Below are 24,169 nucleotides of genomic sequence, written 5' to 3' on the forward strand. Positions count from 1 at the left end.
CGGCCCCGGCACGCTAGCGCGCGCTCGGTTCAGCGCCGGTGAAACTAGCTGCGCTTGCGACCGGAGCCGAGCTTGCGGGTCAAGGTGTTGCGGCCCAGGCCCAGGCGCGTCGCGGCTTCGCTGCGACGGCCGCCGGTATGCTCCAGCGCTGCTTCCAGCAGCGTGCGGTCGAACCGATCGCGCGCATGCGCATGGATGTCCTGCGCACCCTCGGCCAGTTGCGCGCGCACCCACGCGGCCAGGCGCGCGTCCCAGTCGTCGTCGCCGCGCGCGCGCGCGCTGGTGGCCAGCGCCTCGTCCAGATCGGCGCGGCCGATGCTGTCGCCGGGCGCCAGCGCGGCCAGGCGCCAGCACACGTTCTCCAACTCGCGCACGTTGCCGGGCCAGTCGTGCGCCTGCAATCGCTCCAGCGCCGCCTTCGACAGGCGCTTGGGCGCGGCCGCGAACTTGGCCGCGGCCGCGGCCAGGAAACGCTCGGCGAGCTGGCCGATGTCGGCGCGGCGTTCGCGCAGCGGCGGCAGGCGCAGGCGCACCACGTCCAGGCGATGCAACAGATCGGCGCGGAAGCGGCCCTCGCCGACCAACGTCTCCAGGTCCTGATGGGTGGCGGCGATCACGCGCACGTCGACGCGGATCAGTTCGCGGCCGCCGACGCGGAAGAACTCGCCCTCGGCCAGCACGCGCAGCAAACGCGTCTGCAACGGCAGCGGCATGTCGCCGATCTCGTCCAGGAACAGGCTGCCACCGTCGGCCTGTTCGAAGCGGCCGATGTGGCGGCGCTGGGCACCGGTGAAGGCGCCGGCTTCGTGGCCGAACAATTCGCTTTCCAGCAGCTCGGCCGGAATCGCGGCGGTGTTGAGCGCCACGAACGGGCGCTGCGCGCGCGGCGATTCGCGGTGCAGCGCGCGCGCGACCAGTTCCTTGCCGGTGCCGGTCTCGCCGGTGATCAGCACCGACAGCGGCGCCTGCGCGAGCCGGCCGATCGCGCGGAACAGCGTGCGCATCGCCGGCGTGTCGCCGATCAAGGCATCGGCCGCGGCCGCGTCGCCGGCTTCGGCCGGTGCCGGCGCGCCGCGTTCGGCGCCTAGCGCGCGCGCGGCCAGCGCCACCGCGTCGTCGAGATCGAAAGGCTTGGACAGGAACTCGTGCGCGCCGCCGCGGAACGCGCCGGCGGTGCTGGCCACGTCGGTGTAGGCGCTCATCACGATCACCGGCAGATGCGGCGCGGCGGCCTTGAGCTTGTCCAGCAGCACCAGGCCGTCGTCGCCGGGCATGCGCACGTCGGTGAACAACAGCTCGGGCGCGCCGCGCGAGGCCAGCGCGTCCAACACGTCCTGGGCGTTCTCGAAACCGTCGACCGCGTAGCCGGCCTCGCGCAAGGCGGTGGCCAGCACGAAGCGCACGCTGCGGTCGTCGTCGACCACCCAGACCCGGGCCGGCGCGGAAGGGACGTTCATTCGGGCGCAGCCTCCGGTTCGATCGACATCGGCACCAACAGGGTGAACACCGTATGGCCGGGCCGCGAACGGTAGGCCAGCGAACCGCGGTGTTCGCGCGCGACCTGCTGCGCCAACGCCAGGCCCAGGCCGCTGCCTTCGGCGCGGCCGGATACCAGCGGCAGGAACAATTGCTCGGCCAGCTCCTCGGGCACGCCGCGGCCGTCGTCGCCGATCTCCAGGCGCAGCGCTATCGCATGCGCGATGTCGGCGATGCGCACGCTGTGTTCGGCGCGCGTGCGCAGGGTCACCTGGGTCGCGCCGGCCTCGATCGCATTGCGCACCAGGTTCCACACCGCCTGCATCAGGCGGTCGGCGTCGCCGGCGAACTCGGGCAGGCTGGGGTCGTAATCGCGCACCAGCCGTACCGCCCAACCGGCCTCGCTCTCGGCCAGGCGCAGCACGCGTTCGAGCACCGCATGAATATTGAGCGCCGCATGCGCGCGCGGCGGCGCCGGCGTGAGCAGCTGATCCAGCAGCGCGGTCAGGCGATCGACTTCGCTGCCGATCAGACCGACCAGCTCGCGCGAATCGCCGTTGCCCGCGTTGCCGTGATCGAGCCGGCGCGCCAGCAACTGCGCCGCGCCTTTCACGCCCGCGAGCGGATTGCGCAGCTCGTGCGCCAATCCCTTCAACGACGCCGACAAGGCCGAGGGCAACAGCAAGGCCGGATCGTCGCCCGGGAACTCATCGACCGGGTGCACCTCCAGCAGCCAGCCGCCATCGTCCAACCGGCTCAGCCACAGATCGGCGAAACGCTCCTCGCCATCGGCATAGCGCAGGCGGGTGCGGCGCAAACGCAGCGACTCGTCCATCGTGGTACGTGCCAAGGCCGCTGCCAGCCGCCCGTCGCCCGCATCCAGCCCGGCCAGCGGCCAGCCCGGCAGGCGCCGCGCGCTGACCCCGAGCCAGCGCGAGAACGCCGCATTGCAGCCCAGGATCGCCCCGCCGGCATCGCTCCAGGCGAGCGGGGTGGTGAGGCTGTCCAGGGCCGGCGCGGGGATGGAATCGGGGGGCATTGCACCATCTTAGTGCAAGTGCGAGCGGGTTCACTGGTGACACGCCAAGGACCGAACCCAGCGCGCCGGCGCCGCGCTCGCGATCAGGCCACGTTGGCCCTGGCGGCGAGCGGGCTGACCTGCCGGATCAGCTCCTGCAAGGGGCAGGGCTTGTGGATGGCATAACCTTGCGCCGCGTCCACGCCGATCTCGCGCAAGCGCTGCAGCACCGCCTCGGTCTCGGCCCACTCCGCCACGGTGCGCTTGCCCTGCGAGCGGGCGACTTCGGTGATCGCGCGGACCACGGCGTAGTCCAGATCGTTGCGATCGATGTCGCGCACGAACAATCCGTCGATCTTGAGGATGTCGACCGGCAGGCTTTTCAGATACGCGAACGACGACAGTCCGCTGCCGAAGTCGTCCAGCGCCACCAGGCAACCGCGCGCATGCACGGCGTCGATGAAGGCATGGGCCTGGGAGAGCCGGTCGATGGACGCGGTTTCGGTCAGTTCGAAGCACAGCTTGCGAGCGACCTCGGGGTGCGCGTCCAGCAAGGCTTCGGCGCGCCGGCAGAAATCGCGCGAGGCCGCCGACTGGCCGGACACGTTCACGTGGCACAGCTCCAGCTGCTCCAGATGCGCGCGATTTCGCGACAGCGCCTGCAAGGTCAGGTTCAACACCTGCAGATCGATCATGCTGGCCTGGCCATAGCGCTCGGCCGCCGGCAGGAACGCGCCGGGATTGCACAGGTTGCCGCTGACGTCGCGCAAGCGGACCAGGATTTCGTACTGCAGCCCACCGGTTCCCGCCGTGAGCGACGCTATGCGCTGCGCATACAGCTGCAGGCGATCCTCGGCGATCGCCGAGCGCGTCTGATCGACCCAATGCATCTCGCGCCGGTGCTCGGCGACCTCGGTGTCGCTTTCGACATACACCTGAACGCTGTTGCGGCCACCGTCCTTGGCGAGATAGCAGGCGGTATCGGCGGCGCGAAGCAGCCAGGCCACGCTGGGGCTTTCGGCGTTGATCTCGACCAGCCCGATGCTCGCGGTCAACGCGAAATGGTGGCCCTCCCACAGCAGGCACGTGTCGGCCAGCACCTGGTTGATGCGGCCGGCGAGCCTGGTCGCGGCCTCGACGGGCGTATCGCGCAGCAGCACCGCGAACTCGTCGCCGCCCAGGCGTCCCATCCAGTCCTCGGGGCGAAGGTGGCCGGGCAGGGTCGTCGCGATGAGCCGCAGCACTTCGTCGCCGGCGGCGTGGCTGCAGGTGTCGTTGATCAGCTTGAACTGGTCGAGATCGAGGAAGCACAGCGTGTGGCGGCGACCGTCGGCGTGCGCCTGTACCAGCAATTCGTCCAGACGATGCTCGATCTCGCGCCGGTTGATCAGGCCGGTCAATCCGTCGTGGCTGGCCTGGAAGGTCAGGATCTGCGCCAGGTCGCGCGCCTCCGACACGTCCTCGATGATGAGGAAGATCCGGCCGGCTCCGGCCTCGACCTGCACGTTCGACGGCGTGACGCGCCCCCAGAACTCGCTGCCGTCCGAACGCCGGACCTTGCGTTCGACCGGGACCGAACCGTCCATCCAGGCATCGCCCGCGGGGCTGGCGTCGACCAGATGGTCGCTGAAACGCGTACCCACCAGGTATTCCGCCGAATAGGACAGCATCGCCGCCAACTCTTCGTTCGCCGCCAGCACCAGGCCTTCGCTGTTGAGCTTGGCCATGCCCACGCTGGCCTGCTGAAACGCCGCGCGGAACCGGCTTTCGGTGGCGCGGATGCGGCGTAACGAGGAGTGATAGGCGAGCACCGCCAAGGCGGCGATGACGACGAACAGGACGCCACTGACCAGCAGCAACAGCGCGCGCACTTGCGCTACGCCCTCGAGCAGGGTGCTCGCGAACTTGCGTTCCATGGGCTGCAGCGTGCGGCCGATGCTATCCAGCTCCGCGCGCACCTGCGGTCCGGCGGCGGTCGCGCCCGGTCGACGCCAATGCGCCTCCAACTGATCGGCGATGGCTTGCAGCCGGTAGATACGAGGCTCGGCCTCGCGCCAGATCGCGACCGCGTCGGCGAAGAACGGGGCCCGGGAAAAGGCCCGGTACACCCAGATCAGGCGCGGGATATCCGCTTCGGCGTTGCGGCCGGCGCGGAAGCCGCGTTCGGCTGCCTTCAGATCCACGGGGCGGCGCTCCAGCGCCAATCGGCCCGCGCGGTCGCCCATGGGCACTTCCAGCGCCTTGCGCGCCAGCGCCAGCTCGTGCGGATCGCCCCGCAAGGAGTAGCGGTCGAGGTGGTAAACGATTTCCAGGCGGGCCCGGGACCAATGGCCCTCGCCGACCAGGTAGGCGGTCGCGCCCGCCTGGATCTCGATGACGGCCGCGGAGATGGCCGTGGCCAGCCCCGCCGCGAACACCAGGGCGACGAAACCCATCCAGATACGCCAGGGCGCCTGCTTGATGCCGGACGTCGCGCACCAGGCTCCGTTGCGCACAGCAGCTACATCCCTGTACTGCATGACCGCCCCCCCGAGCCTGGCATGTGTGACAGCGAATGTACGCCGTTGCCGGCGAATCTCAACTGCCCGGTATGCGGCCCCGCCGACGCCGAAACCCGGCGCCGGCGCGGCGCCGGTCGCCGGGGGGAGCCCGGCTCAGAGCGACATCGCGGACTCGATTTCCGCGGTCTTGATGCGCGCCAGCGCCAGGCTCGATTTGGCCTTGTCCAGCACCAGGTAGATGAAGACGCCCGAGCGCTCGGTCATGGGCCGGATCACGTGGTACTGCTTGCCCAAGGTGATCAGGATGTCCTCGATGTTGTCCTTCAGACCCAGCGACTTCATGGTCTTGAGCTTGGCGCGCACGACCTCCGTGTTGCCGGCGCCGGCGACATCCAGGTCCACGCCGCCGCCGGCCTTGCCCAGCACCATGCCGCTGTTGGAATCCACCACAGCGGCAGCGGAAGCACCGTCGATCAGCATCAGCTCTTCCAGGGATTGCGTCAGATTGCCCATGGCCCACCTCCTCGGTTTCGCACCGGAAACGGAACGGCCACGGACCCGATGCGACGTCCGCGGCCGGTATGCGGATCAAGTCGCCAGGCGTCGCCCCAGCGCGTGCGCCGTGTCGCGCGCGGCGTACAGCACCGACCCCAGACTCGCGGCGTCGCTGCACAGAACGCTCATCAACAGTTCGCGACCCGGCACGGGTATGCGCAAGGTCACCACCGCGCCGCCGTCGGTTTCGACGATGACGTTTCGACAGCCGCTCATCTGCAGCTCTTGCGCCACCGCTTCGCTCAGCGCGAGCAGCGAGCTGACCATGGCGGCGAGCTTTTCGACCGCGATGCCGTCGCGCAGGACCGCGGCGACTTCGAAGCCGTCGCCGGTGACGACCGCCGCCGAGTCCACGCCCAGGGTCTGGCTGACCAGGACCTCCAGTACGTCGCGGCAGGGCGGGTGCAGATCGTGCGCGCTCACGCGGGGGCTCCGGTGGGCAGCGCCGCGGCCGCTTTGGCCTCGACCATCGCGATCAAGGCGCCCAACATCGTCCGCACCTGCGCGGCGTTGCGGGCATCGACGGAAAACACCGGCAAGACCCGCCCGAGCTGCGTCAGTCGCACGTGGTAGGCGTCCATGGCCGGGCCGCGGCCGACGTCGCGACGGGTGATGCCGATCACCAGCGCGCCGCGCGTGCCCAAGGCCTCGAAGCTATGCAGATAGCGCTCGAGCTCGGACAGCGGGTCAGGCCCGTCGTTGTCCAACAGCAGCATCATCCCCAGCGCGCGCTTCTCCAGAATGCGCCACATGAAGTCGAAGCGATCCTGGCCCGGCACGCCGTAGAGTCGGACCTTGTCGCCATCGCCCAGCGAGATCTCGCCGTAATCCAGCGCCACTGTGGTGGTGGCCTTGGCATTGCGCTGCAGATCCGTGTTGCCCGCTTCGGTGCGCACGACCGGTATCTCGCTCAGCGCGGATATGGCCGTGGTCTTGCCAGCGCCCATGGGGCCGGCCACCAGCACGATGTATTCGCGAGCCATCGATATCTCCTACTTCATCCAACGTCGCCACAGACGGTCGAACAGGCCGCCGGTCGCTCTGTCTTGCGGGGGCGGAGTCGGCGCCGGCGCGACCGCGGCCACTTCCAGCACGCCGCACAACTGGCAGGCATGCATGAAGTGATCGGCTTCGGTCTCGCTCATGCCGGTGGCCGCGGCCAGTTCACAGGCGTCCATCGCGCCCGCCGCCAGCGCCGCGCAAGCTTGCAAATGCCGCGGATCGTGCGGCAGGCGCGCGAAATCCGGCCACTGGCGCAAGCGGTGGCGCTCGTGGCGGGCCGCGTGCTCGCGCGAGGCCAACAGGCCGATCGGCCACAGCAATTCGTCCAGCGGCGATCCGCGATCGCGCTCGGCCGCCAGTTCCGGCGAATCCGGCGCGATCGCGGTGAGCACGAAGCGCTTGCTCTCCAGCGCCTTGCCCAATTGCGCCTGCTCGAAGTCCATGCAGTACGTGCGGCTGCGCGTGCACAAGTACACCGTGCCGTGACCCAGCACGCGTACGCGCAGCGTGTGTTCGACCGGGCGCACCAGCAGCCGCGCGAGCGATGAGGCCAGGGTCTTTTCGTCTTCGACGGCTTCGGCCGCCGCGGCGACGCCGCCCTGGACGGCGAGCTGCTCCTGCTGCAGGCGATCTATCGCGCCATCCAGCAGTTCGAGCACCGCCATGACGCGGAACGGAACCGCCAAAGCGAGCGCTTCGGCCGGCGCGGCCGGTTCGTGTTCGCGCACCAGCAAGCCCGACACGCCGGCGCGCACGCCGGGCCGGCGCAGGGTGCGCGTGTGCAGATACAGATCCGTGTCCGTGCTCTGCGCCCAGATCCAGCCGCGCAGGGATTTGGAGGCGACCACCTTCAGGATCGCATCGAGCGTCGCGTGTTCGTCGGCGTCGAGACCGTCGACGAGCAGGCGGAGAGGCGCAGTATCGCGTTCGGACGCCGCGCAAGCGGGCGTCGGATCGAAAATAGGGTCTGTATTCATCGGCGCGCACTCCCCTGGAATCGCTAATGCGATCGGCGGGTGCGGGGCCGAGTGGAACGGATGGCCTGCCGGTTCGAGGCAGTCGTTACGCCGCAGCGCGCTTGCGGGGCGCCAGGGCTGGGATAGACGCTAGTCCGGATCGCGAGGGCGTGTCAATTCTCGAAAATGCGACGACGATCACTAATCCGATCGGTCGCCATTCAGTGCCGAGGCCGCCAGCGCGTCGGCGGCGAACACGATGCCCTCGGCCAGTTCGGTCATTTTCCGCCGCTGCGAACGCGCCGTGTCGCGCAAGCGCAGCTCCGCTTCGCTGCGCGACAGCCGGTGTCGTTCCATCAGGATGCCGATCGCGACGCTGATGCCTCGCTGCTGGTCCAGCGCCTGCTCCAGCTGGCGCCCGGTGCTGCGCAAGCGGCTCAGATCGGCGGCGCGCTTCAAGGCCGCTTCCACCGCGGGCATGATTTGCGGGATATCGATCGGCTTGACCAGAAACCCCACCGCGCCCAGCTCGGTGGCCTCGTCGACCGTGGCTTCGTCGCCATAGGCGGAAAGGAACATGAAAGGAATCCCATCGCGCGCCTGCAGCTCGCGCGCGAGTTCGAAACCGCCGCGCTCGCCCATGCGAATGTCCAGCAAGGCCAGGTCCGGTCGCCAGCCGTCCAGCAGCGCGACCGCTTCGTCCACCGATTGCGCCGATTCGACCTGATATCCGGCGGCCTGCAAGCCGCGGCAGACCGTCGCGAGCACCAATCGATCGTCGTCCACCACCAGCAGACGGTGTATGCGGTTCATGCGATCGCCTCTTGGTCTTTCGTGCTTTCGCTGAGCACATCGGGCGCGTGCAGCGCGAGGGTGGCCACGACGCGACGGCCTTCTTCGGCCAGGCCGATGCTGGCGCCGCGCCGCGGCAACAGCGAGCGGATCAGACCCAATCCGTTACCGAGGCTGACGCCGGCGCTGAAGTCGAAGTTCGCGGGCAGGAAGCCCGGATTGCTGACCAGGATTTCCGCCCGTTGCGCATGCGCGATCGCGTCGATGGCGACGATGCCATTCACGCCAGAGCGCGATCGATGCTTCGCCGCGTTCATGATCAGCTCGTTCAGCACCATCGCCACCGGCACGGACTCCTCTTCGTTGACGCTGAATCTTTCCAGCGCCGCGCACCGATCCGATACCGTGATCGGTGCGTGCATGATGCCGGAAACGGACGCGGCCACCCTCACCATCAGCATGCGCAGATTGATCTGACCGTCCTTGGCCTCGCCGTGCAAGCCATGCACCGCCGCGATCGCCGACACCTGCGCGGAGGCGGCTTCGAGCAGGGGCTTCAGCAGCGGCTTGTCGGACAGGTGCTGGCGCAGCAGTCCGGTCACGCCTTGCAGGCTGTTCTTGATGCGATGGTGGACCTCGCGCACCAGGGCATCGCGTTGCGCGCGCGCGACCTCCGCCGAGTGCGCATTGGCCGCGCTGGACACGGCGTCCTCGATGGCGGCCACGATCACGCCATCGCCGCCGCCGGCGAACGAGACGATGGCGTCCACCGTGGCGCCGTTGGCACGTCGCAATTCCAGGCGCGTGGCGGGCCGGGCGCCTTCCAGTCCTGCGGCCGCCTGGTGCAGCGCATCCAGGCCCGCGGGCAGCGGTTGGCCCAGCATCCGCGTGGCATCGACCTCGAACAGGCGTTGCGCGCCGGCGCTCCACAGCACGATGCCAGCGCGCGGTTCCCAAGCGACGAATGCGACCGGCGTGTGCGACGACAACGCATCCAGTACCGCGATCAGGCGCCGCGACTCTTCGCGGCGCCCGTGGCGTCGCGCCGCATGCCAGGTCGCCAGCGGCAGTAGCGCACACGCGAGGATCAGCAGCAGCGCGAGAGAATTCATGCCAGCTAAGCGACCGGTGATGAGCACTGCCTGGCGGCGCCCGCAATGTCGGATCCATGCGAGCCCGCAGCCCTTTCCTACCCCTGCGTCGGCCGGGTATCGCCTACCCGCCGCCCTCTGCAAAGGTACCGTTGCCGACCACCGCCAGCAACACGGCCGCAAGCCGCGTGCTCGAGCTGCTGCGCCACAAGGCGCAAGGAGAACCCGGAGGCGGGTTCTCCTTGCCGCTGTCTGGCGACGCATGCGTCGGGATGCGCACCGACAAGAGCGAACTCGCGACGACACGCGACATGCAAGACCGCGCCTGCGTCACGCTTGGATCAGCGGGCAGCGCGAGCCGCGTCGGCGATCACCTCGGCCACCGCTTCCGGATCCGACGACATCGGCACATGGCTGGTCTGCAGCACGGTGGTCTTGGCCTTGAGCTTCTTCGCCAGCGCACGCTGCGCGCCCGGATCGATCATGCGGTCCTGGGCGGCGACGATGTACCAGGAGGGCTTGGCGGTCCACGCGGCGGCCGTGACCTTCTGTTCGAAGTTGGCGGCGCGCACCGGGCCTTGGGTGGCCGCGATCAGGTTGGCTTCCTGCGCGCTGACGTCCTGGGCGAAGTCCTGGGCGACGGCATCGGCCGGCAGGGTCAGGTAGCCGTCGGCATCGGCGATCACGCGGGCCAGGCCGGGGCTGGCCGGGAAGGCCTTGGTGCCCTCGCCCGAGCTTTCGCCCAGCGAAGGCGCGAACGAGGCGACGTAGACCAGCGACTTGACCTTGTCGTGAGTGCCGGCCTGGGTGATCACGGTGCCGGCCCAAGAGTGGCCGACCAGCACGACCGGGCCGGTCTGGGCATTGATGACGCGGTTGGTGGCGGCGACGTCGTCTTCCAGCGAGGTCAGCGGGTTCTGCACCGCGACCGCCTTGAGGCCCTTGGCCTGCAGCAGCGGGATCACCTTGTTCCAGGACGAACCGTCGGCGAAGGCGCCGTGGACCAGGACCACGGTGGTGGCGTCCTTGGCGGGGGCCGGAGCGGCCGCTTCGGCGGCCGAGGCGGTGGAGATCGCCGCCGACAGGGCCAGGGAGAGCAGCAGGACGGCGGAAGCACGGGGGCGCGAGGTGTTCATGGGTCTACTCCTGGAGGGCTGAGGGATGAATATCGCAATATCATTTATCGCGATAACGATAAGACTACACGAGCCCAAAAGACTGTCAAGATATTTTTTATCGTGATAAGCTTATTTCAGCTAAGTGCTTGCCTGAACAGGCTTCGAGGACTCCGATCATGGCCGGCAAGACCCCGTTTACGCTGGACGAGCAGCTGTGCTTCGCGCTGTACGGCGCCGGCATCGCGATCAATCGCGCCTACAAGCCGCTGCTGGACGCGTTGGGGCTGACCTACCCGCAGTACCTCGTGCTGAGCGCACTGTGGGAACACGACGGGCTCACCGTCGGCGCGATCGGCACGCGCTTGGCGCTGGAGCCCAGCACCATCACCCCGCTGGTCAAGCGCCTGGAACTGGCCGGCCTGGTCGAGCGCCAACGCAGCGCGCAGGACGAACGCCAGGTGCATGTGCGCCTGACCACCGCCGGGCGCGAGCTGCGCGCGCGCACCCGCTGCCTGGCCGAGACCCTGGGCGAACGTTCGGGCATGAGCGCGCAGGAGTTGGGCGCGCTGAACAAGCAGGTGCAGCGCCTGCGCGATGCACTGGCCCTGCCCTTGGAATGAGCGGCGATGACGTCGCCGCCCGCGTTGCGGCGGCGGCGCGCTTGCTGGCCTAGTCGGCGCCGCTGCGGCGTTGAGCGTGCGTCGCGCGCCTCAGAGCGCACTCAGCATCACGTAGTAGCCGTCGGGATCGCGCAGGGCGAACTCCTCGGTGCCGGTGTTCGGATTCACGCCGGGCTCCTCTTCCAGGGCCGCGACCAGCGCACGCGCGCGCGGCAGCGCCGCGGCGAAATCGTCGACGCGGAAGAACAGCAGCAAGCCGTTGCCGGGTTCGGCGCGCTCGCGGCTGGCCAGAGTCGGATGCTCGTGCGCGCCCCACTCGTGCAAGCACAGCAGCACCGTGCCGTCGGTATCCAGGATCTGTCCGAAGTAGCGATGCGCCGGCTCGGTGGCCGGCAGGCCCAGCAGCGACTGATACCACTTGAAGCTGGTGGCTACGTCGGTGACGCCGATGATGGTCCAAGTGCGTTTCATGCGACCCTCCTTGTTGCAACGGTTATTCGCTGCGCCAGCGCACCCGTCCCGGCAGCGCCGCAGGCAGCGGCATGGCTATCGGGGGCGACGCCCGTACACGCGATGGAGCGCATCCCGCCAGTCCAGCAGGTCGGCGAATTCCGCGGCCAGCGCGGCATCGTGCCAGCACTGGCGCTGGACCGGACCCAGCGCTTCGGGTCCGGCGCTGGGCACCACCGCTTCCAGCAGCACCGACATGCTGATGTCGGCGTAGCCGAAACGATCGAACAAGTAGCCCGTGCCCGCGCGCGCGAGCCCCGCACGCAGCGCGAGCAGCGATTCGCGGTGCGCGTTGGCTTGCACCAGATGCGCGTACTTGCGATCCAGACGTCGCGCCACCCGGCGCGCCACCGGCCTGAGCAACGCGCGACTGCCGCCGCGCAGCAGCGGCACCGACTCGTCCAGGGCGCGGTCGTCGGCGAGCACCGCGCGCACCACTCGCGTTCGTGCGGCGGCCAGGCCGCGTTCGCTGATCTCGTCCCAGGGCCGCGCCTCGGCGAGCGCGCCCAGACGTGAGTCGCCCGCGCATTGCGCCGCGTACTCGGCGATATTCCAAGAACCGCGGATCGCCTGCGCACGCGTCAACAGCACCGGCACCGACACCGGCTGGCGCCAGAGTCCCAGCCGCCAGCGCAGCCAGGGCTCGCTGATGCCAGGCGTGTATTCGCGATAGGCGTAGTCGACGCCGCAACGGTCCAGCGCCCAGCGCGCCTTAAGGGTCCATGGAGAGAATGCCTCGCCTACCAGCAGCGCCATATCGTCCACCTGGAGTCGTCCCGCCGCCGGTCTTCACCGCAGCCGACACGTCGGCCAACCCGTCCCGGCACGAGTATGCGCCTTGTCTTGCGGGCGCGATCGTCGCATCCTGATCCGGTGAAGAAATCGCCACCGACCGCCGCCGAACTCGCCATCCTGCGCATCCTGTGGCGGGACGGGCCGGCGACGGTGAAACAGGTGCATGAAGCGGTGTACGCCGGCACCGATACCGGCTACACCAGCGCCTTGAAGATCCTGCAGAACATGCTGGCCAAGGGCTTGGTCTCGCGCGCCACCGACGCGCGCCAGCATGTCTACAAGGCCGCCGTGTCCGAGCGCCCCACCCTCAACCGGCTGGTGCGCGGCTGGATGGACAGCGCGTTCTCCGGTTCGTCGCTGGCCTTGGCCATGCAGGCCCTGGACGCGCGCCCGATCGATCAGCAGGAGCTGGCCGAACTCAAGGCGGTGATCCAACGGCTGGAAGCCGGTTCCGACTGAGCATGGCACCGGCGACGCTGGCGTACGTCTTCGAGCTGCTGGCGTTCGCTCTGGGCGGGACGCTGCTGCAAGGCGTCCTGCTGTGGTCGTCGTGGCGCCTGTCCAGCCGGCTGATTCCCGTTGCCCGCCCCGGCCTTCGCTATCGCGTGGCCAGTGCGCATTTCGCGCTGCTGGCGGCCCTGCCCGTGCTCACGATCGTGTCGTTCCATCTGTTGTTCGCGACCATGGGCGGCGAGATTTCGCGCGAGAAGCCGGCCATCGATCTGCCGCCGCCGACGGTGAGCGCGGCCTACCTGGGCCTACTGGCGTCGGTCGCGGCATGCTGGCTGTGCGGCGCCGGCTGGCAGGCGATCGGGTTGTTCGGCGAACTCGCGCGCCTGGCGGCCATGCCGCTGCACGCGGCGCCGGCCGCGTTGGTCGCTACCGTGGATCGCTTGCGCGTCAACGACGGCGGGCACCGTCGGCTGGAGACGCGCATCGCCGCGGTCGCCGGGCCGCAGGTGATCGGCTTCCGGCGCGCGGTCCTGATGGTGCCGGCGGATTTCATGGCCCGCCTGCCGGCAGCGGAGCGCGAGGCCGTCCTGCTGCACGAGCTGGCGCACGCGCGCCGGCAGGATTTCGCCTGCAACCTGCTGCAGCGCCTGGGCCTGATGCTGGTGTGGTTTCACCCCGCAGCCTGGGCGCTGTATCGCAGCCTCGCTTTCGAGCGCGAGGCCGCCTGCGACGCGGCCGCGGTGCGTCGGGGTGCCGCGGCGAAGACGCTCGCGCAGGGGCTGCTGCGCCTGGCGGAAGACCGCCATGCGCATCCGGTCGCGATGGCGTCTTCCGGTGGCGCCGCGCTGAGCGTGCGCCTGCATCGGTTGCTGTCGCCCGAGCGCGCCGCGCCCTCGCTGCGCGCACGCGCGGGCGGCGCCGTCGGCGTGCTGGCGGTGCTTGGCGCCGCGCTGGCCCTGGCCGCGCCCGGCCTCAACGCCGCGCGCATGCAGGACCGCTATATCGCCAGCGGGTTCGGCCCCACCGTGGTCGTCAACGCGCGCGACCCGGCCGGCAGCTTCGCCTTGCGTATCCGCCAGGGCCGGGTCGTGCAGGCTTCGATCGAACGCCAGGCCGTGCCCAGCGAACGCATCATCCAGCAGGGCGATACGGTCCTGCTGCTGGGCGCGAACCGACGCCCGGCGGTGTCCTTGCGGGTGTTCGCGAATGGGCGAATCCGTTGGAATGCGCGCGGCTAGCCACCCGCCCGGCCCTGATATACGATGCGCGTCGTAGATAAGTACGACAACAATCGTAGAGGGATCGCATGGACCTGCTCTCCGGCCTGACCCGTTCCGCCCTGGCCGTCGCCCTGGCCGCCTTGTTGCTGCCGTCGCGCGCCACCGCCGCCCCCGACCCCGCCGACGCGGCCCGCGTGTTCGCCGAGGCGAAAGCCCTGTGCGAGCGCGACGAGGGCGCGCTGTGGGGAACCTCCTTGTGCGGCCCGATCCTGCTGGTCGACTACACGGATCGTTCGGTCGTGGCCAACGTCGCCGACAAGGAAGGCCGGCTGGTGGCGTCCGGCGCGCTGTTCGCCGGGACCTTGCCCGAGAGCGTGATCATCGCCAACACGCCCACCGAATGGGCGGGCGTGCGCTGGACCCAGCTGCTGTGGCCTTTGCCCACGGAGGCGGACAAACGCCAGGTGCTGATCGCGCACGAGCTGTTCCATCGCATCCAGCCGACGTTGGGCCTCACTCGCAACGAAGTCGGCAACCGGCACCTGGACACGCTGGAAGGCCGCTATCTGTTGCAGCTGGAATGGCGCGCCCTGGCGCAGGCCCTGAAAGCGACGACGCCCGCGCTGCGGCAGGCGGCCCTGAGCGACGCGCTGCTGTTCCGGCACGAACGCTATCGCCTGTTCGCGCAGGCCGCGCTGGAAGAAGGCCAGCTCGAGATCAACGAGGGCGTGCCCGAATACACCGGCGTCAAGGTCGGCCTCAACGATCCCAAGGCGCGCATCGCCCACGCCGAGTACGACCTGTCCGCGTTCGTGCAGGCGCCCAGCTTCGTGCGTTCGTTCGCGTACGCCACGGGCCCGGCCTATGGCCTGCTGCTGGACGAGGCCGATCCGGCCTGGCGCGACAAGCTCGGTTCCGGACAGCGGCTGGACCAGTTGTTGAGTGCGGCGATGCGCCTGCCCGATCCGGACCCGAAGACGCTAGCCGCGCGCGCCACGCACTACGACGACGGCGCACTGCGATCGGCGGAGGAGGCGCGCGACCGGCAAAAGCGCGCGCAGGCGGCGGAGCTGACGGCGCGCCTGGTCGACGGCCCGGTCCTGATCATCGCGCTCAAAAAGAGCAATCGTCAGTTCAATCCGCAAACCCTGATCCCGCTGGGCGAGCTGGGCATGGTCTACCCGACCCTGCGCTTGACCGGCGAATGGGGCGCGCTGCAGGTCGACAGCGGCGGCGCGTTGCTGACCGCCAAACAAGCGACGGTGTCCGTAAAAGGCGCGGACCCGTCCGGAATCAAGGGCGAGGGCTGGCGGCTCGATCTGGCGCCCGGCTGGTCCGTGCGACCGGGCGCGCGCGCCGGCGACCTGATCGTGGCGCAGACGCCGACGGATGCCGCCGGCACACCATAGCCGGCGCGGCGACGAGCGCTGCGAGCGCCTCGCGGTCGGGGCGCGCTGCACGGCGCCGCGGCCGAGCGCGGACCTCCACTACTCCCTAAGGTAGTAGGTCACCGAATCCGTTTCCGGGATCGCCACCGTCAGACCGCGCACCTTGCCCCAGGCGTCGCGACGGAAGTCGAAGACGATGGTGTAGAGCCCGGCATACACGTAGCGCGCCGGCCCCAGCGACTGCAAGCGCACCGGCTGCTCGCGTCCGGCCATCAGCAGCTCGACGGTGTCGCCGGCGACGTTCACGCGGAAGCCCGGGTAATCGAAGTTGTCGGCGGTGGCGCGGCGCAGATCCATCGGCGTCTGCGGGTCGAGCCGATAAGCGCCGACAAAATCCGGCGACGGCGGCAGACGCTGGGCCACCGCCCGTACCGGCGGGCGAGCGCCCGGCATGATCGCGTCGGCCAGGGCATTGCGGATTTCGTCGATCAGCACGCCGCCGTTGCTGGCGTTGGTCAGCACCACGTAGCCGTCGCCGGTTTCCGGATAACCCTCCATCAGGGCCAAATAGCTTTCGTTGGCGCCCATGTGGAAGAAATAACGGCTCTGGCCCGAGCCGCCCAGACGCGGACCCAGGCCGAATACGCTGGGCGAGACCTCGGTCATCATCGCCGTCGCCAAGGGCTGCGGCAGGAAATCGCCGCGCCCCTGATAGCTCTTGATCAAAGCGCCGACCAAGCGGCCCAGATCGTTCGCGCTGGTCCATAGCCCGGACGCGCCGCCCTCGCCGAAACTCTCCCAGCCGCGCGGCAGCGCGACCCGGTCGCCATCGAGGTCGTGGGCCTTGGCGATGTTGCCGCGCGCGGCCGACAGCGGGCTTTCGAAGGTGCTGCGGCGCATGCCCAACGGCGCGAATACCTGCGCCTGCGCCAGCGCCTGCAAGGACTGGCCGGACACGTCTTCCAGCGCGAGTTGCTCCACGGTGACGCCGCCGCCGGAGTAGTCCACGACCGCGCCGGGCGCATGCTTGAAGCGCACCGCTTCGCCCTTGGCCGGCGCCTGGCCGTCCAGCACCTGCACCAGCGTCGGCAGCGCTTCGTTCGGCTGGTAATCCGCGAAGCCGTGCACGCCCAGGCCCGAGGTGTGCGACATCAGCATGCGCAGGCTCACCCGCGGCGGCGATGCGTCCGCGACGGCGGCCGGCAGCTTCCAGCGCCGCAGGTAGTCGCCGACATCGCGGTCCAGATCCAGCCGCCCCTGCGCGACCAGGCGCAGGGTGGTGGTCGCGGTGGCGACCTTGCTGATCGAGCCCACCGAGAACAGCGTGTCGCCGTCCACCTTGTCCTGGGTGCCGGCCTCGCGCACGCCGTAGCCGGCTGCGCGCACCACTTCGCCGTTCTTCACCAGCGCGATCGCCACGCCGGGCACGTGGTAATGGCGCATGCGCTCGGCCAGCGACCAACGCGGCGGCGCCTGGCCGGCGGCGATCACGCTGGGACGCAGGCCGTGATCCAGAGCGGCGAAGGGATCCGGTTCGGTCGGCGGCTGCGCCTGCACCGTCGCCGCGACGACGCACGCGGCCAAACCCAAGCAACGCAGGCGCAGGCCGATGCCGGTGCCGCGCGCGGAGTTCGATGGACGACAGGCGGACTCGACGGGCATGGCGGCTTCCTTCTTGCGAGCTGACAGGCGGCCACCATACGTGCCGCGACGAGCTAGCCTACGGGCCGCGAGGCGTGGGCGCGCACCGGCCCGTCGCAACGCCGGAACTTTGCGCTAGGTCGCCGGCACGGCCGCGCGCCGCGATGCGCGCCGTCCGTACATCACCACTACCGCGGCCGGCAGGTACATCATCATTCCGTACATCAGCGCCGGCACCGCGATCTGCTCGGACTTCATCAGGCTCAGCGCCAGCAGGGCGGCCAGGGTCGCGTTCTGCACGCCGACTTCGATGCCGATGGTCAGCGCATCGGGCAGATCCAGGCGCAGCAGGCGGCCCAGGGCGACGCCGCCGGCGGTGGCGCCGCAGGCCAGCGCGAACGCGGGCAGGCCGACGCCGCGCAGCAAGGTCGGCAGATTCGCCCATTGCTGGACGATCAGCGCGACGATGATCGCGAACAACACCAGCAGCGCGAACGCGCCGGTCCATTTCTCGATCCGCAGCGCGAACGCCGGCGCCAGGCGGCGCACGCCCATGCCGACCAGGATCGGTACCAGCACCAATGCGGCCAGATGCAGCGCGGTGCTGCGGAACGGCACCTGCAGATCGGCGCGCTCGCCGGCGAACCACTGCAGGGCCAGATTGACCAGCAACGGCACGCTCAGGAAGGTGACCAGGCCGCTGATCACGGTGAGGCTGACCGCCAGGGCCACGTTGCCGCGCGCCAGGTAGGTCAGCGCATTGGAGGAAGAACCGCTGGGACAGGCCGCGACCAGGACCAGGCCGACCGCGAATTCCGGCGGCAGCGCGAACGCCCAGGCGATGAAGAAGCCCAGCGCCGGCAGCCACAGATAGTGACCGAGCACACCGACCAGCACCGGCTTGGGCCGTTCGCCTATGCGCAGGAAATCCGCGAGCGTCAACGACATGCCGATGCCGGTCATGATCAACGCGATCGCGATCGGCAGCAGCACCTGCAACAAACGGCTGTCTTCCATGCCTGCTTACCCCTGGGCCGGAGAGTGGGAATCCGCTGATTCTGGATTGACGCCCGAACCGGCCCCGAAGGTCAACTGTCGTAACCGGGGTTGAAGCGCTGCAGACGCCGCAGCAGCCCCGGCCACACCAACGCGCCGCCCAGGCCGCGCGTGACCTGCGCGGCCTGGGCCTGCATGCCGTCGACGATGGGCTGCGGCACGCGGACGAGCGCGCGATCGCCGGCCAGCGCGCGCACCTGGATCATGCAGGCCGCCTCGAAGATGTACAGCGCCAGGAAGGCATCGGCGATGCTGCGCGCGGCGGTCAGCAGGCCGTGATTGCGCAGCATGAGGAAGGTCTTGTCGCCGAGGTCGCGCACCAGCCTGGGCTTTTCGTCCTCGTTGAGCGCCAGGCCTTCGTAGTCGTGGTAGGCCAGCGACGACAGCACCAGGGTCGACTGCTGCGACAAGGGCAGCAGGCCCTGTTGCTGCGCCGAGACCGCGATGCCGTTGATCGAATGGACGTGCATCACGCACTGCGCATCCTCGCGGGCGGCGTGCACGCAGCTGTGGATGGTGAAACCGGCCGGATTGACCGGATGCGGCGAGTCGTCGAGCTTGTTGCCTTGCAGGTCGATCTTGACCAGGGACGAGGCGGTGATCTCGTCGAACATGTAGCCGTAGGGATTGATCAGGAAGTGGTGCTCCGGGCCCGGGATGCGCGCGCTGAGGTGGGTGAACACCAGGTCGTCCCAGCCGAACAGGGCGACCAGCCGGTAAGCGGCGGCCAGATCCACGCGCAGGGCCCATTCTTCCGCCGAAAATCCGGCACTCGTAGCGTGCGTATTTGTGCTCATGGCTTCGCCTCGGACCAGAAGCGCAGCACGCTAGCAGCCGCGCTGGACGGAGTCCGTCGGATTGCCGACACTCTGGCCATGCCCTTGTCGAACGCGAACGCCGACCCGTGGTTGCGCGACCTGCCGCCCGAAGTGACGGCCCTGCTGGCGAGCATGTCGCTGCGCAAGCGTCTGCGCCACGGCGAGCTGCTGTACGCGCGCGGCGACGACGCCGACGGCCTGTACGGCGTGGTGAGCGGGCGGATCCGGATCAGCCTGACCCATGCCGACGGCCGCGAAGTGCTGCTGACCTGGTTCGAGCCCGGCAGCTGGTTCGGCGAGGTGTCGATGTTCGATGCCAGCCCGCGCCCGCAGGACGCGCATGCGGTCGGCGACACCGAGGTGATGCTGCTGCCGCGGGCCAAGTTCATGGCGCTGCTGGACCAGCACCATCAGCTCTACCGGGCCTTCGCCAAACTGCTGTGCCGGCGCCTGCGCATGTCGCTGGACTTCGTCGAAGACATGATGACGCTGCCGTTGTCGGCGCGGCTGGCCAAGCGTCTGCTGGAGCTGGCCGGCGTGTACGGCAGCGCGACCCAAGGCGCGGGCATCGTGATCGACCTGCACCTGCCGCAGGAGGATCTGGCGCGCATGATCGGCGCGACCCGCCAAAGCGTGAGCAAGGAGCTCAACCGCTGGGAAGCGCTGGGGCTGATCCGGGTCGAGTACAGCCGCATCGCGCTGCTGGACAGCGAACGCGTGCGCGCCCTGACCGGCGGCGCGAAGCCTTAGAGCCTTGGGGGCCAAGCGCCGCGCGCGTGCGCGGCGATACTCAGGATTTGCCCGGTGCCGGCGACGGCTTGATCCGCACCTTGTCGCCTTCGCCCAGCAGCGCGTTCGGGGCCTGCACCACGGTATCGCCCGGCGCCAGGCCGGACACGATCTCGATCTCGCCGCCGAGGTTGCGGCCCAGGGCGACGCTGCGGAACTCCAGGGTCGCGTCCTTGCGCAGCGCCGCCACGCGCGGGCCGGCGCCGCCCTGGATCACCGCCGAGACCGGCACCAGCACCGCCGGCGCGGCGCGCGCGACCTTCAGGCGCACTTCGCCGACCATGCCGGCGGGAATGCGGCCATCGGCGTTGGGCAGACGCAGCTCCACGCGCATCGCGCCGAGATCGCGCGACAGGCTTTGCGCGCTGCGCGCGACTTCGGCCTTGAAGGTCTCGCCCGGCAATTCCGGGAAACGCACCTCCGCCTGCAGGCCGGCGTGCACCTGCAGCGCGGCGCTTTGCGGCACGTCGATCACGATCCGCAGCGGGTCCAGCGCATTGATCTCGAACATCGGCAGCGCCGAGGCCGCCGAATCGGCGACCACGCGGTCGCCGCGCTCGATATTGCGCGCCGAGACCACGCCGGCGAACGGCGCGCGCACGCTTTGGAACGCGCTGCGCTCGCGCGCACTGGTCAGACGCGCCTCGGCGGCCGCGCGCGCGGCGGCGGCGGCGTCGCGGTTGGCCTTGCGGTCGCTGTACATCTCCTTGGAGATCGCGCCCGAGCCGACCAGCACCTGGGCGCGGTCGAAGTTGACCTGGGCCAGCTCGCGATCGGCGTTGGCCTGGTTGAGATCGGCCGCGGCCTCGCGCACGGCCTGATCGACTTCCGGCGCGGAGATCGTCGCCAGCACCTGGCCGGCGGCGACGCGATCGCCCAGATCGACCTGGCGCTCGCGCACGAAGCCGGTGGCGCGCGCGTAGATCTGCGCCGACTCGCCGGCGTAGGCGCGCGCCGGCAGGCGCAGTTCGAGTTCGCTGTCGGCCGGCTTCACCGCCACCGCCAGCACTTCCGGCAAGCCCTTGGCCGGCGTGGTCTCGGCTTCGCTGCGGCTGCAGCCCGCGCCCAGCGCGAGGGCGATCGCCAGACTCAAGGCGCCCGCGGCGCGGGCGGAGCGAGCGTGCGTGCGGTCGGAATGGATGAGCAGATTCATGGGGTCGCTCCTGCCTCGGCGGCGCCGGCGGCGGTGGGTACGGCGTGCGCGTGGCGCGCCGCGCGTCGTTTGATGTGGCGGCCGAGCACGGCCAGGATCGAAGGCACCAGCACCAGGGTGGCGGGGGTGCCGAACAGCAGGCCGCCGATCACCGCGCGGCCCAGCGGCGCGTTCTGTTCGCCGCCCTCGCCCAGACCGATCGCCATCGGCACGATGCCCAGCACCATCGCGCTGGCGGTCATCAGCACCGGGCGCAGGCGCACCGCGGCGGATTCGTAGGCGGCCAGTTCGGGATCGTGGCCTTCGGCGATCAGGCCGCGCGCGAAGCTGGTGACCAGCACGCTGTTCGCGGTCGACACGCCGATCACCATCATCACGCCCATCAGCGCCGGCACGCTCAGCGGCGTGCCGGTCGCGAACAGGCCGAAGGCGGCGCCGGCGATCGCGATCGGCAGGCCCGACATCGCCACTAGCGGCTGGATCCAGGACTGGAAGTTCACCACCAGCACCAGGAACACCAGCACCGCGGACATCAGCAGACCGGCCGCGAGTTCGCCGTAGGCGCTTTGCATCTCGCCGGCCTGGCCGGCGATCTCGATGCGGTTGCCGGGCTTGAGGCGGGCTTCGAGTTCGTGGGTGATCGCGGTCAATCGATCGTAGACCGAGCCCAGGTCGGTGCCCTGCACGTTGGCCAGCACGCTGATGGTCGGCGCCAGGGTGGTGCGGCCGATGCTGGCCGGCACCGTGCGCGGGGTGACGGTGGCGATATTGCGCAACAGCACCGCCTGGCCGTTGGCGCCGATGCGCAGCGGCGTGTTCAACAGGGTGTCGATGTCGCCCAGGCGCGCGGGCGGCGCCTGCACCTGCACGGTGTAGGCGATCGCGTTGACGGTGTCGGTCCAGTACACCGGCGACACCGTGCCGGCCGAGCCCAGCACCGCCAGCACGGCGCGGCTGGCCTGCTGGGTGTCCAGGCCGAGCTGGGCGGCGCGGGTGCGATCGATCTTGACCTGATACTCCGGCAGATCCAGGACCTGACGCAGGGCCACGTCGACCGCACCCGGCACCTGGCGCAGGCGCTGTTCGATCTCGCGCGCTAGGGCGAGGTTGCCGGCGCTGTCGCGGCCGACCAGGCGTATCTCCAGCATCGTCGCGGCCGAGCCGGACAGGGTGCGGCTGGTCGCGTCCGGCGGACGCTCGAACACTTTGACGTCGGGGAATTTCTGCGCGATGCGTTCGCGCAGTCGCTGCAGGTACAAGCGGCTGGGCGCGTGCGGCGAGCGCAGCTGCAGCATCACCTCGGCCTCGAAGGAGCCGACCACGGCGCTGTCGACCATCGCCAGGTTGACCGCGTCGGGCACGCCGATCTGTTCGTAGACGGTTTCCAGTTCCCGCGCGGGAATGATGTCGCGAATCTCGCGCTGGATCTGGGTGAGGCGCGCCGCGGTCTCTTCCAGGCGCATGCCCGAGGGCATCCGCACCTGCAGGCGCAGCTGGCCGGCATCGACCTGGGGGAAGTACTCGCGGCCCAGCATCAACGCCGAGGCCGCGCCCACGCCGACGGTCAGCAGCGCGGCCAGGGCGAGCACGCCGCCGTGGTGGCCCAGCCGCACCAGCAGGTCGTGATGGCGCTCGCGCAGCGATTCCAGGGTGTGCTCGACGCGGTGGTTGATCGCCAGCAGCGCGCGCTCGGCGCGCCAGCGCGGGCGCGCGCGGCTTTCGATGTCGGCCGGCAGCAGCAGATAGCACAGCACCGGGATCAGGGTGCGCGAGAGCAGGAACGAGGCCGCCATGGCGAAGATCACCGCCAGCGCCAGCGGCGTGAACACCCAGGCCGACAGGCCGGTCATCAGCAGGATCGGGGTGAGCACGATGCAGATCGCCACCGTGGAGACGAACTCGGGGAACACCACCTCGCGCGCGCTGTCCAGGATCGCGGTGCGCACGTCCTTGCCCAGGGCGATGTTGCGGTTGGTGTTCTCCACGTCCACCACTGCGTTGTCGACCAGGATGCCGATCGCCAGCGCCAGGCCGCCCAGGGTCATCACGTTGAAGGTGTAGCCCAGCAGGTGCAGCAGCGACACCGAGGCCAGCAGCGCCAGCGGAATGGCCGACAGCACGATCAGACTGGAGCGCCAGGAGCCGATGAACACCAGCACCACCAGGGCCACCAGCAAGCCGACCAGCAGCGCCTCGTGCTGGATCGAACCGATCGCGTGATCGACGAACACGGATTGGTCGAAGATCGGTTGGATGCGCATGCCCGGCGGCGCCGAGGCTTCGATTTCGGGCAGGCGCGCGCGCACCGCGCGCACGATCTCGACCGCGGACGCGCCGCCGAGCTTGATCAGCGCCACCGACACCGCGCTGGAACCGTCCATACGCGCCACGTTGGTCTGCAGCGCGCCACCGTCGCGCACTGAGGCCACGTCGCGCACGTAGATCACGCTGCCGTTGCGCGCGGTCACCGGCAGATCGAGAAAGTCGGCCGCGGTCGCCGGGCTGGTGTCGAGCGAGATCTGCAGCTCGCGCGCGCCCTCGCGGATCGCGCCCGAGGGCAGGGTCGGGCTGCCGCGTTCCAGCGCCGAGGTCACGTCGCTGGGCGTCAGGCCGTAGGTCTGCAGCGCCGAGGGATCCAGGTCGACCATGATCTGGCGCGCCGCGCCGCCATAGGGCAGGGTCAGGCGGATGCCGGGGATGGTCTGGATCTGCGAGCGCAGTTGCAGGCGCGCATAGTCGTACAACTGCGCTTCGGTCAGCGAGTCCGAGGACAGCACCAACTGCAGCACCGGCGTGCTGGAGACGTTGTTGCGGATCACCAGCGGCGGCGAGGTGCCCGGCGGCATGCGCCGCAGGATGGTCTGCGAGACCGCGGTGATCTGGCCCAGGGCGCGGTCCAGGCTGACCGTGGGCTGGAAGTCGATGCGCACGATGCTGGCGCCGTTGATCGACTCCGAGCGCACCTCGCGCAGGTCGTCGACCGTGTTCATGATCGCGACCTCGGAGAACGAGGTGAGCTTGGCGGCCATGTCCGCGGCCGGCAGACCGTTGTAGGTCCAGATCAGGTTGATCGAGGGGATGCCGACCTCGGGCAGGATGTCGGTGGGCATGCGCCGCGCCGACAACGTACCGAACAGCAGGATCAGGATAGCCAGCACGCCGATGGTGTAGCGGCGGTCCAGCGCGTATTGAACGATCCACATCGCGGCGTTTCCCG

General features: G+C 69.7%; 22 protein-coding genes. 5 read left to right on the forward strand and 17 right to left on the reverse strand.

All coding sequences use genetic code 11. The features are described 5' to 3' along the window. Window positions 1–44: 44 nt before the first annotated feature. The 10 genes from ntrC to ASE35_RS19785 form a co-directional block, all read right to left on the reverse strand. Window positions 45–1,457: a nitrogen regulation protein NR(I) gene (gene ntrC / locus ASE35_RS19740; protein WP_057164881.1), complete on the reverse strand. Its 1,413-nt coding sequence runs from the start codon at window positions 1,455–1,457 to the stop codon at window positions 45–47. Then, window positions 1,454–2,515 carry an ATP-binding protein gene (locus ASE35_RS19745; RefSeq protein WP_057164882.1) on the reverse strand — a complete coding sequence of 354 codons (1,062 nt, stop codon included), beginning with the start codon at window positions 2,513–2,515 and terminating at the stop codon, window positions 1,454–1,456. Before ASE35_RS19745 ends, ntrC begins: the two co-directional genes overlap by 4 nt. An 83-nt stretch (window positions 2,516–2,598) precedes the next feature. After that, complete coding sequence (locus ASE35_RS19750) at window positions 2,599–4,989, reverse strand: EAL domain-containing protein (protein WP_162259079.1); 2,391 nt, start codon at window positions 4,987–4,989, stop codon at window positions 2,599–2,601. A 159-nt stretch (window positions 4,990–5,148) separates the two neighbouring features. Continuing rightward, entirely contained in the window at window positions 5,149–5,508 is a 360-nt protein-coding gene (locus ASE35_RS19755; RefSeq protein WP_056177102.1) for a hypothetical protein, read from the reverse strand. 75 nt (window positions 5,509–5,583) lie between these two features. Further along, window positions 5,584–5,973, reverse strand: coding sequence for a roadblock/LC7 domain-containing protein (locus ASE35_RS19760; protein WP_056177104.1), 390 nt, complete (start codon window positions 5,971–5,973; stop codon window positions 5,584–5,586). Next, a complete protein-coding gene (locus ASE35_RS19765) occupies window positions 5,970–6,533 on the reverse strand; it encodes an ATP/GTP-binding protein (protein WP_056177106.1) in 564 nt (187 codons plus the stop codon). The genes ASE35_RS19760 and ASE35_RS19765 overlap by 4 nt, the downstream gene beginning before the upstream one ends. Window positions 6,534–6,542: 9 nt before the next feature. After that, window positions 6,543–7,529 carry a hypothetical protein gene (locus ASE35_RS19770; RefSeq protein WP_057164884.1) on the reverse strand — a complete coding sequence of 329 codons (987 nt, stop codon included), beginning with the start codon at window positions 7,527–7,529 and terminating at the stop codon, window positions 6,543–6,545. A gap of 180 nt (window positions 7,530–7,709) precedes the next feature. Next, window positions 7,710–8,321 (reverse strand): response regulator, encoded by a 612-nt coding sequence (locus tag ASE35_RS19775; protein ID WP_057161567.1) that lies wholly within the window; start codon window positions 8,319–8,321, stop codon window positions 7,710–7,712. After that, window positions 8,318–9,412, reverse strand: a complete 1,095-nt coding sequence (locus ASE35_RS19780; RefSeq protein WP_057164885.1) for a histidine kinase dimerization/phosphoacceptor domain -containing protein — start codon at window positions 9,410–9,412, stop codon at window positions 8,318–8,320. The genes ASE35_RS19775 and ASE35_RS19780 overlap by 4 nt, the downstream gene beginning before the upstream one ends. Before the next feature lie 320 nt (window positions 9,413–9,732). Continuing rightward, window positions 9,733–10,527 carry an alpha/beta hydrolase gene (locus ASE35_RS19785; RefSeq protein ID WP_057164886.1) on the reverse strand — a complete coding sequence of 265 codons (795 nt, stop codon included), beginning with the start codon at window positions 10,525–10,527 and terminating at the stop codon, window positions 9,733–9,735. Between the two features lie 158 nt (window positions 10,528–10,685). Here ASE35_RS19785 and ASE35_RS19790 point away from each other — a divergent pair, with 158 nt between their 5' ends. Continuing rightward, window positions 10,686–11,129: a MarR family transcriptional regulator gene (locus ASE35_RS19790; RefSeq protein ID WP_057161565.1), complete on the forward strand. Its 444-nt coding sequence runs from the start codon at window positions 10,686–10,688 to the stop codon at window positions 11,127–11,129. A 90-nt stretch (window positions 11,130–11,219) separates the two neighbouring features. Here the strand turns inward: ASE35_RS19790 and ASE35_RS19795 are convergent, their stop codons facing one another. After that, entirely contained in the window at window positions 11,220–11,600 is a 381-nt protein-coding gene (locus ASE35_RS19795) for a VOC family protein (protein WP_057161564.1), read from the reverse strand. 75 nt (window positions 11,601–11,675) lie between these two features. After that, window positions 11,676–12,395, reverse strand: coding sequence for a glutathione S-transferase N-terminal domain-containing protein (locus tag ASE35_RS19800; RefSeq protein ID WP_057164887.1), 720 nt, complete (start codon window positions 12,393–12,395; stop codon window positions 11,676–11,678). Between the two features lie 117 nt (window positions 12,396–12,512). Between ASE35_RS19800 and ASE35_RS19805 the strand changes: the two genes are divergently transcribed. From ASE35_RS19805 to ASE35_RS19815, 3 genes are all read left to right on the forward strand, one after another. Then, a complete protein-coding gene (locus ASE35_RS19805) occupies window positions 12,513–12,893 on the forward strand; it encodes a BlaI/MecI/CopY family transcriptional regulator (protein WP_200943975.1) in 381 nt (126 codons plus the stop codon). Window positions 12,894–12,895: 2 nt separating this feature from the next. Beyond that, entirely contained in the window at window positions 12,896–14,125 is a 1,230-nt protein-coding gene (locus ASE35_RS19810) for a M56 family metallopeptidase (RefSeq protein WP_057164888.1), read from the forward strand. Between the two features lie 68 nt (window positions 14,126–14,193). Further along, window positions 14,194–15,516 (forward strand): hypothetical protein, encoded by a 1,323-nt coding sequence (locus ASE35_RS19815; protein WP_082611395.1) that lies wholly within the window; start codon window positions 14,194–14,196, stop codon window positions 15,514–15,516. A 78-nt stretch (window positions 15,517–15,594) separates the two neighbouring features. Here ASE35_RS19815 and ASE35_RS19820 read toward each other — a convergent pair whose 3' ends face one another. The 3 genes from ASE35_RS19820 to ASE35_RS19830 all read right to left on the reverse strand — a co-directional run bounded on the left by ASE35_RS19820 (window position 15,595) and on the right by ASE35_RS19830 (window position 18,989). Beyond that, a complete protein-coding gene (locus ASE35_RS19820) occupies window positions 15,595–17,157 on the reverse strand; it encodes a serine hydrolase domain-containing protein (RefSeq protein ID WP_082611396.1) in 1,563 nt (520 codons plus the stop codon). Between the two features lie 114 nt (window positions 17,158–17,271). Continuing rightward, the gene (locus tag ASE35_RS19825; protein WP_056177129.1) at window positions 17,272–18,153 is read right to left on the reverse strand and encodes a bile acid:sodium symporter family protein; all 882 of its coding nucleotides are present in this window, start codon (window positions 18,151–18,153) and stop codon (window positions 17,272–17,274) included. Between the two features lie 71 nt (window positions 18,154–18,224). Continuing rightward, on the reverse strand, window positions 18,225–18,989 hold the full coding sequence (locus tag ASE35_RS19830; RefSeq protein ID WP_056177131.1) for a class II aldolase/adducin family protein: 765 nt from the start codon (window positions 18,987–18,989) through the stop codon (window positions 18,225–18,227). A 78-nt stretch (window positions 18,990–19,067) separates the two neighbouring features. Between ASE35_RS19830 and ASE35_RS19835 the strand changes: the two genes are divergently transcribed. Continuing rightward, window positions 19,068–19,760, forward strand: coding sequence for a Crp/Fnr family transcriptional regulator (locus ASE35_RS19835; RefSeq protein ID WP_056177134.1), 693 nt, complete (start codon window positions 19,068–19,070; stop codon window positions 19,758–19,760). Between the two features lie 40 nt (window positions 19,761–19,800). On the opposite strand, the gene ASE35_RS19840 is transcribed toward ASE35_RS19835, so the two are convergent. Both ASE35_RS19840 and ASE35_RS19845 read right to left on the reverse strand, forming a co-directional pair. Then, window positions 19,801–20,952: an efflux RND transporter periplasmic adaptor subunit gene (locus ASE35_RS19840; RefSeq protein WP_057164889.1), complete on the reverse strand. Its 1,152-nt coding sequence runs from the start codon at window positions 20,950–20,952 to the stop codon at window positions 19,801–19,803. Continuing rightward, window positions 20,949–24,155, reverse strand: a complete 3,207-nt coding sequence (locus ASE35_RS19845; RefSeq protein ID WP_057164890.1) for an efflux RND transporter permease subunit — start codon at window positions 24,153–24,155, stop codon at window positions 20,949–20,951. The genes ASE35_RS19840 and ASE35_RS19845 overlap by 4 nt, the downstream gene beginning before the upstream one ends. Between the last annotated feature and the right edge of the window lie 14 nt (window positions 24,156–24,169).

This window comes from Lysobacter sp. Root916 (assembly GCF_001429785.1).
In the GTDB taxonomy this organism is placed as follows: Bacteria; Pseudomonadota; Gammaproteobacteria; order Xanthomonadales; family Xanthomonadaceae; genus Lysobacter.

Coding starts and splice junctions, on each gene's coding strand:
- ASE35_RS19745 (WP_057164882.1), bottom strand. CDS start 2,515: ATGCCCCCCGATTCCATCCCCGCGCCGGCCCTGGACAGCCTCACCACC.
- ASE35_RS19820 (WP_082611396.1), bottom strand. CDS start 17,157: ATGCCCGTCGAGTCCGCCTGTCGTCCATCGAACTCCGCGCGCGGCACC.
- ASE35_RS19815 (WP_082611395.1), top strand. CDS start 14,194: ATGGACCTGCTCTCCGGCCTGACCCGTTCCGCCCTGGCCGTCGCCCTG.
- ASE35_RS19795 (WP_057161564.1), bottom strand. CDS start 11,600: ATGAAACGCACTTGGACCATCATCGGCGTCACCGACGTAGCCACCAGC.
- ASE35_RS19765 (WP_056177106.1), bottom strand. CDS start 6,533: ATGGCTCGCGAATACATCGTGCTGGTGGCCGGCCCCATGGGCGCTGGC.
- ASE35_RS19785 (WP_057164886.1), bottom strand. CDS start 10,527: ATGAACACCTCGCGCCCCCGTGCTTCCGCCGTCCTGCTGCTCTCCCTG.
- ASE35_RS19780 (WP_057164885.1), bottom strand. CDS start 9,412: ATGAATTCTCTCGCGCTGCTGCTGATCCTCGCGTGTGCGCTACTGCCG.
- ASE35_RS19825 (WP_056177129.1), bottom strand. CDS start 18,153: ATGGAAGACAGCCGTTTGTTGCAGGTGCTGCTGCCGATCGCGATCGCG.
- ASE35_RS19845 (WP_057164890.1), bottom strand. CDS start 24,155: ATGTGGATCGTTCAATACGCGCTGGACCGCCGCTACACCATCGGCGTG.
- ASE35_RS19835 (WP_056177134.1), top strand. CDS start 19,068: ATGCCCTTGTCGAACGCGAACGCCGACCCGTGGTTGCGCGACCTGCCG.
- ASE35_RS19810 (WP_057164888.1), top strand. CDS start 12,896: ATGGCACCGGCGACGCTGGCGTACGTCTTCGAGCTGCTGGCGTTCGCT.
- ntrC (WP_057164881.1), bottom strand. CDS start 1,457: ATGAACGTCCCTTCCGCGCCGGCCCGGGTCTGGGTGGTCGACGACGAC.
- ASE35_RS19790 (WP_057161565.1), top strand. CDS start 10,686: ATGGCCGGCAAGACCCCGTTTACGCTGGACGAGCAGCTGTGCTTCGCG.
- ASE35_RS19770 (WP_057164884.1), bottom strand. CDS start 7,529: ATGAATACAGACCCTATTTTCGATCCGACGCCCGCTTGCGCGGCGTCC.
- ASE35_RS19830 (WP_056177131.1), bottom strand. CDS start 18,989: ATGAGCACAAATACGCACGCTACGAGTGCCGGATTTTCGGCGGAAGAA.
- ASE35_RS19840 (WP_057164889.1), bottom strand. CDS start 20,952: ATGAATCTGCTCATCCATTCCGACCGCACGCACGCTCGCTCCGCCCGC.
- ASE35_RS19755 (WP_056177102.1), bottom strand. CDS start 5,508: ATGGGCAATCTGACGCAATCCCTGGAAGAGCTGATGCTGATCGACGGT.
- ASE35_RS19775 (WP_057161567.1), bottom strand. CDS start 8,321: ATGAACCGCATACACCGTCTGCTGGTGGTGGACGACGATCGATTGGTG.
- ASE35_RS19800 (WP_057164887.1), bottom strand. CDS start 12,395: ATGGCGCTGCTGGTAGGCGAGGCATTCTCTCCATGGACCCTTAAGGCG.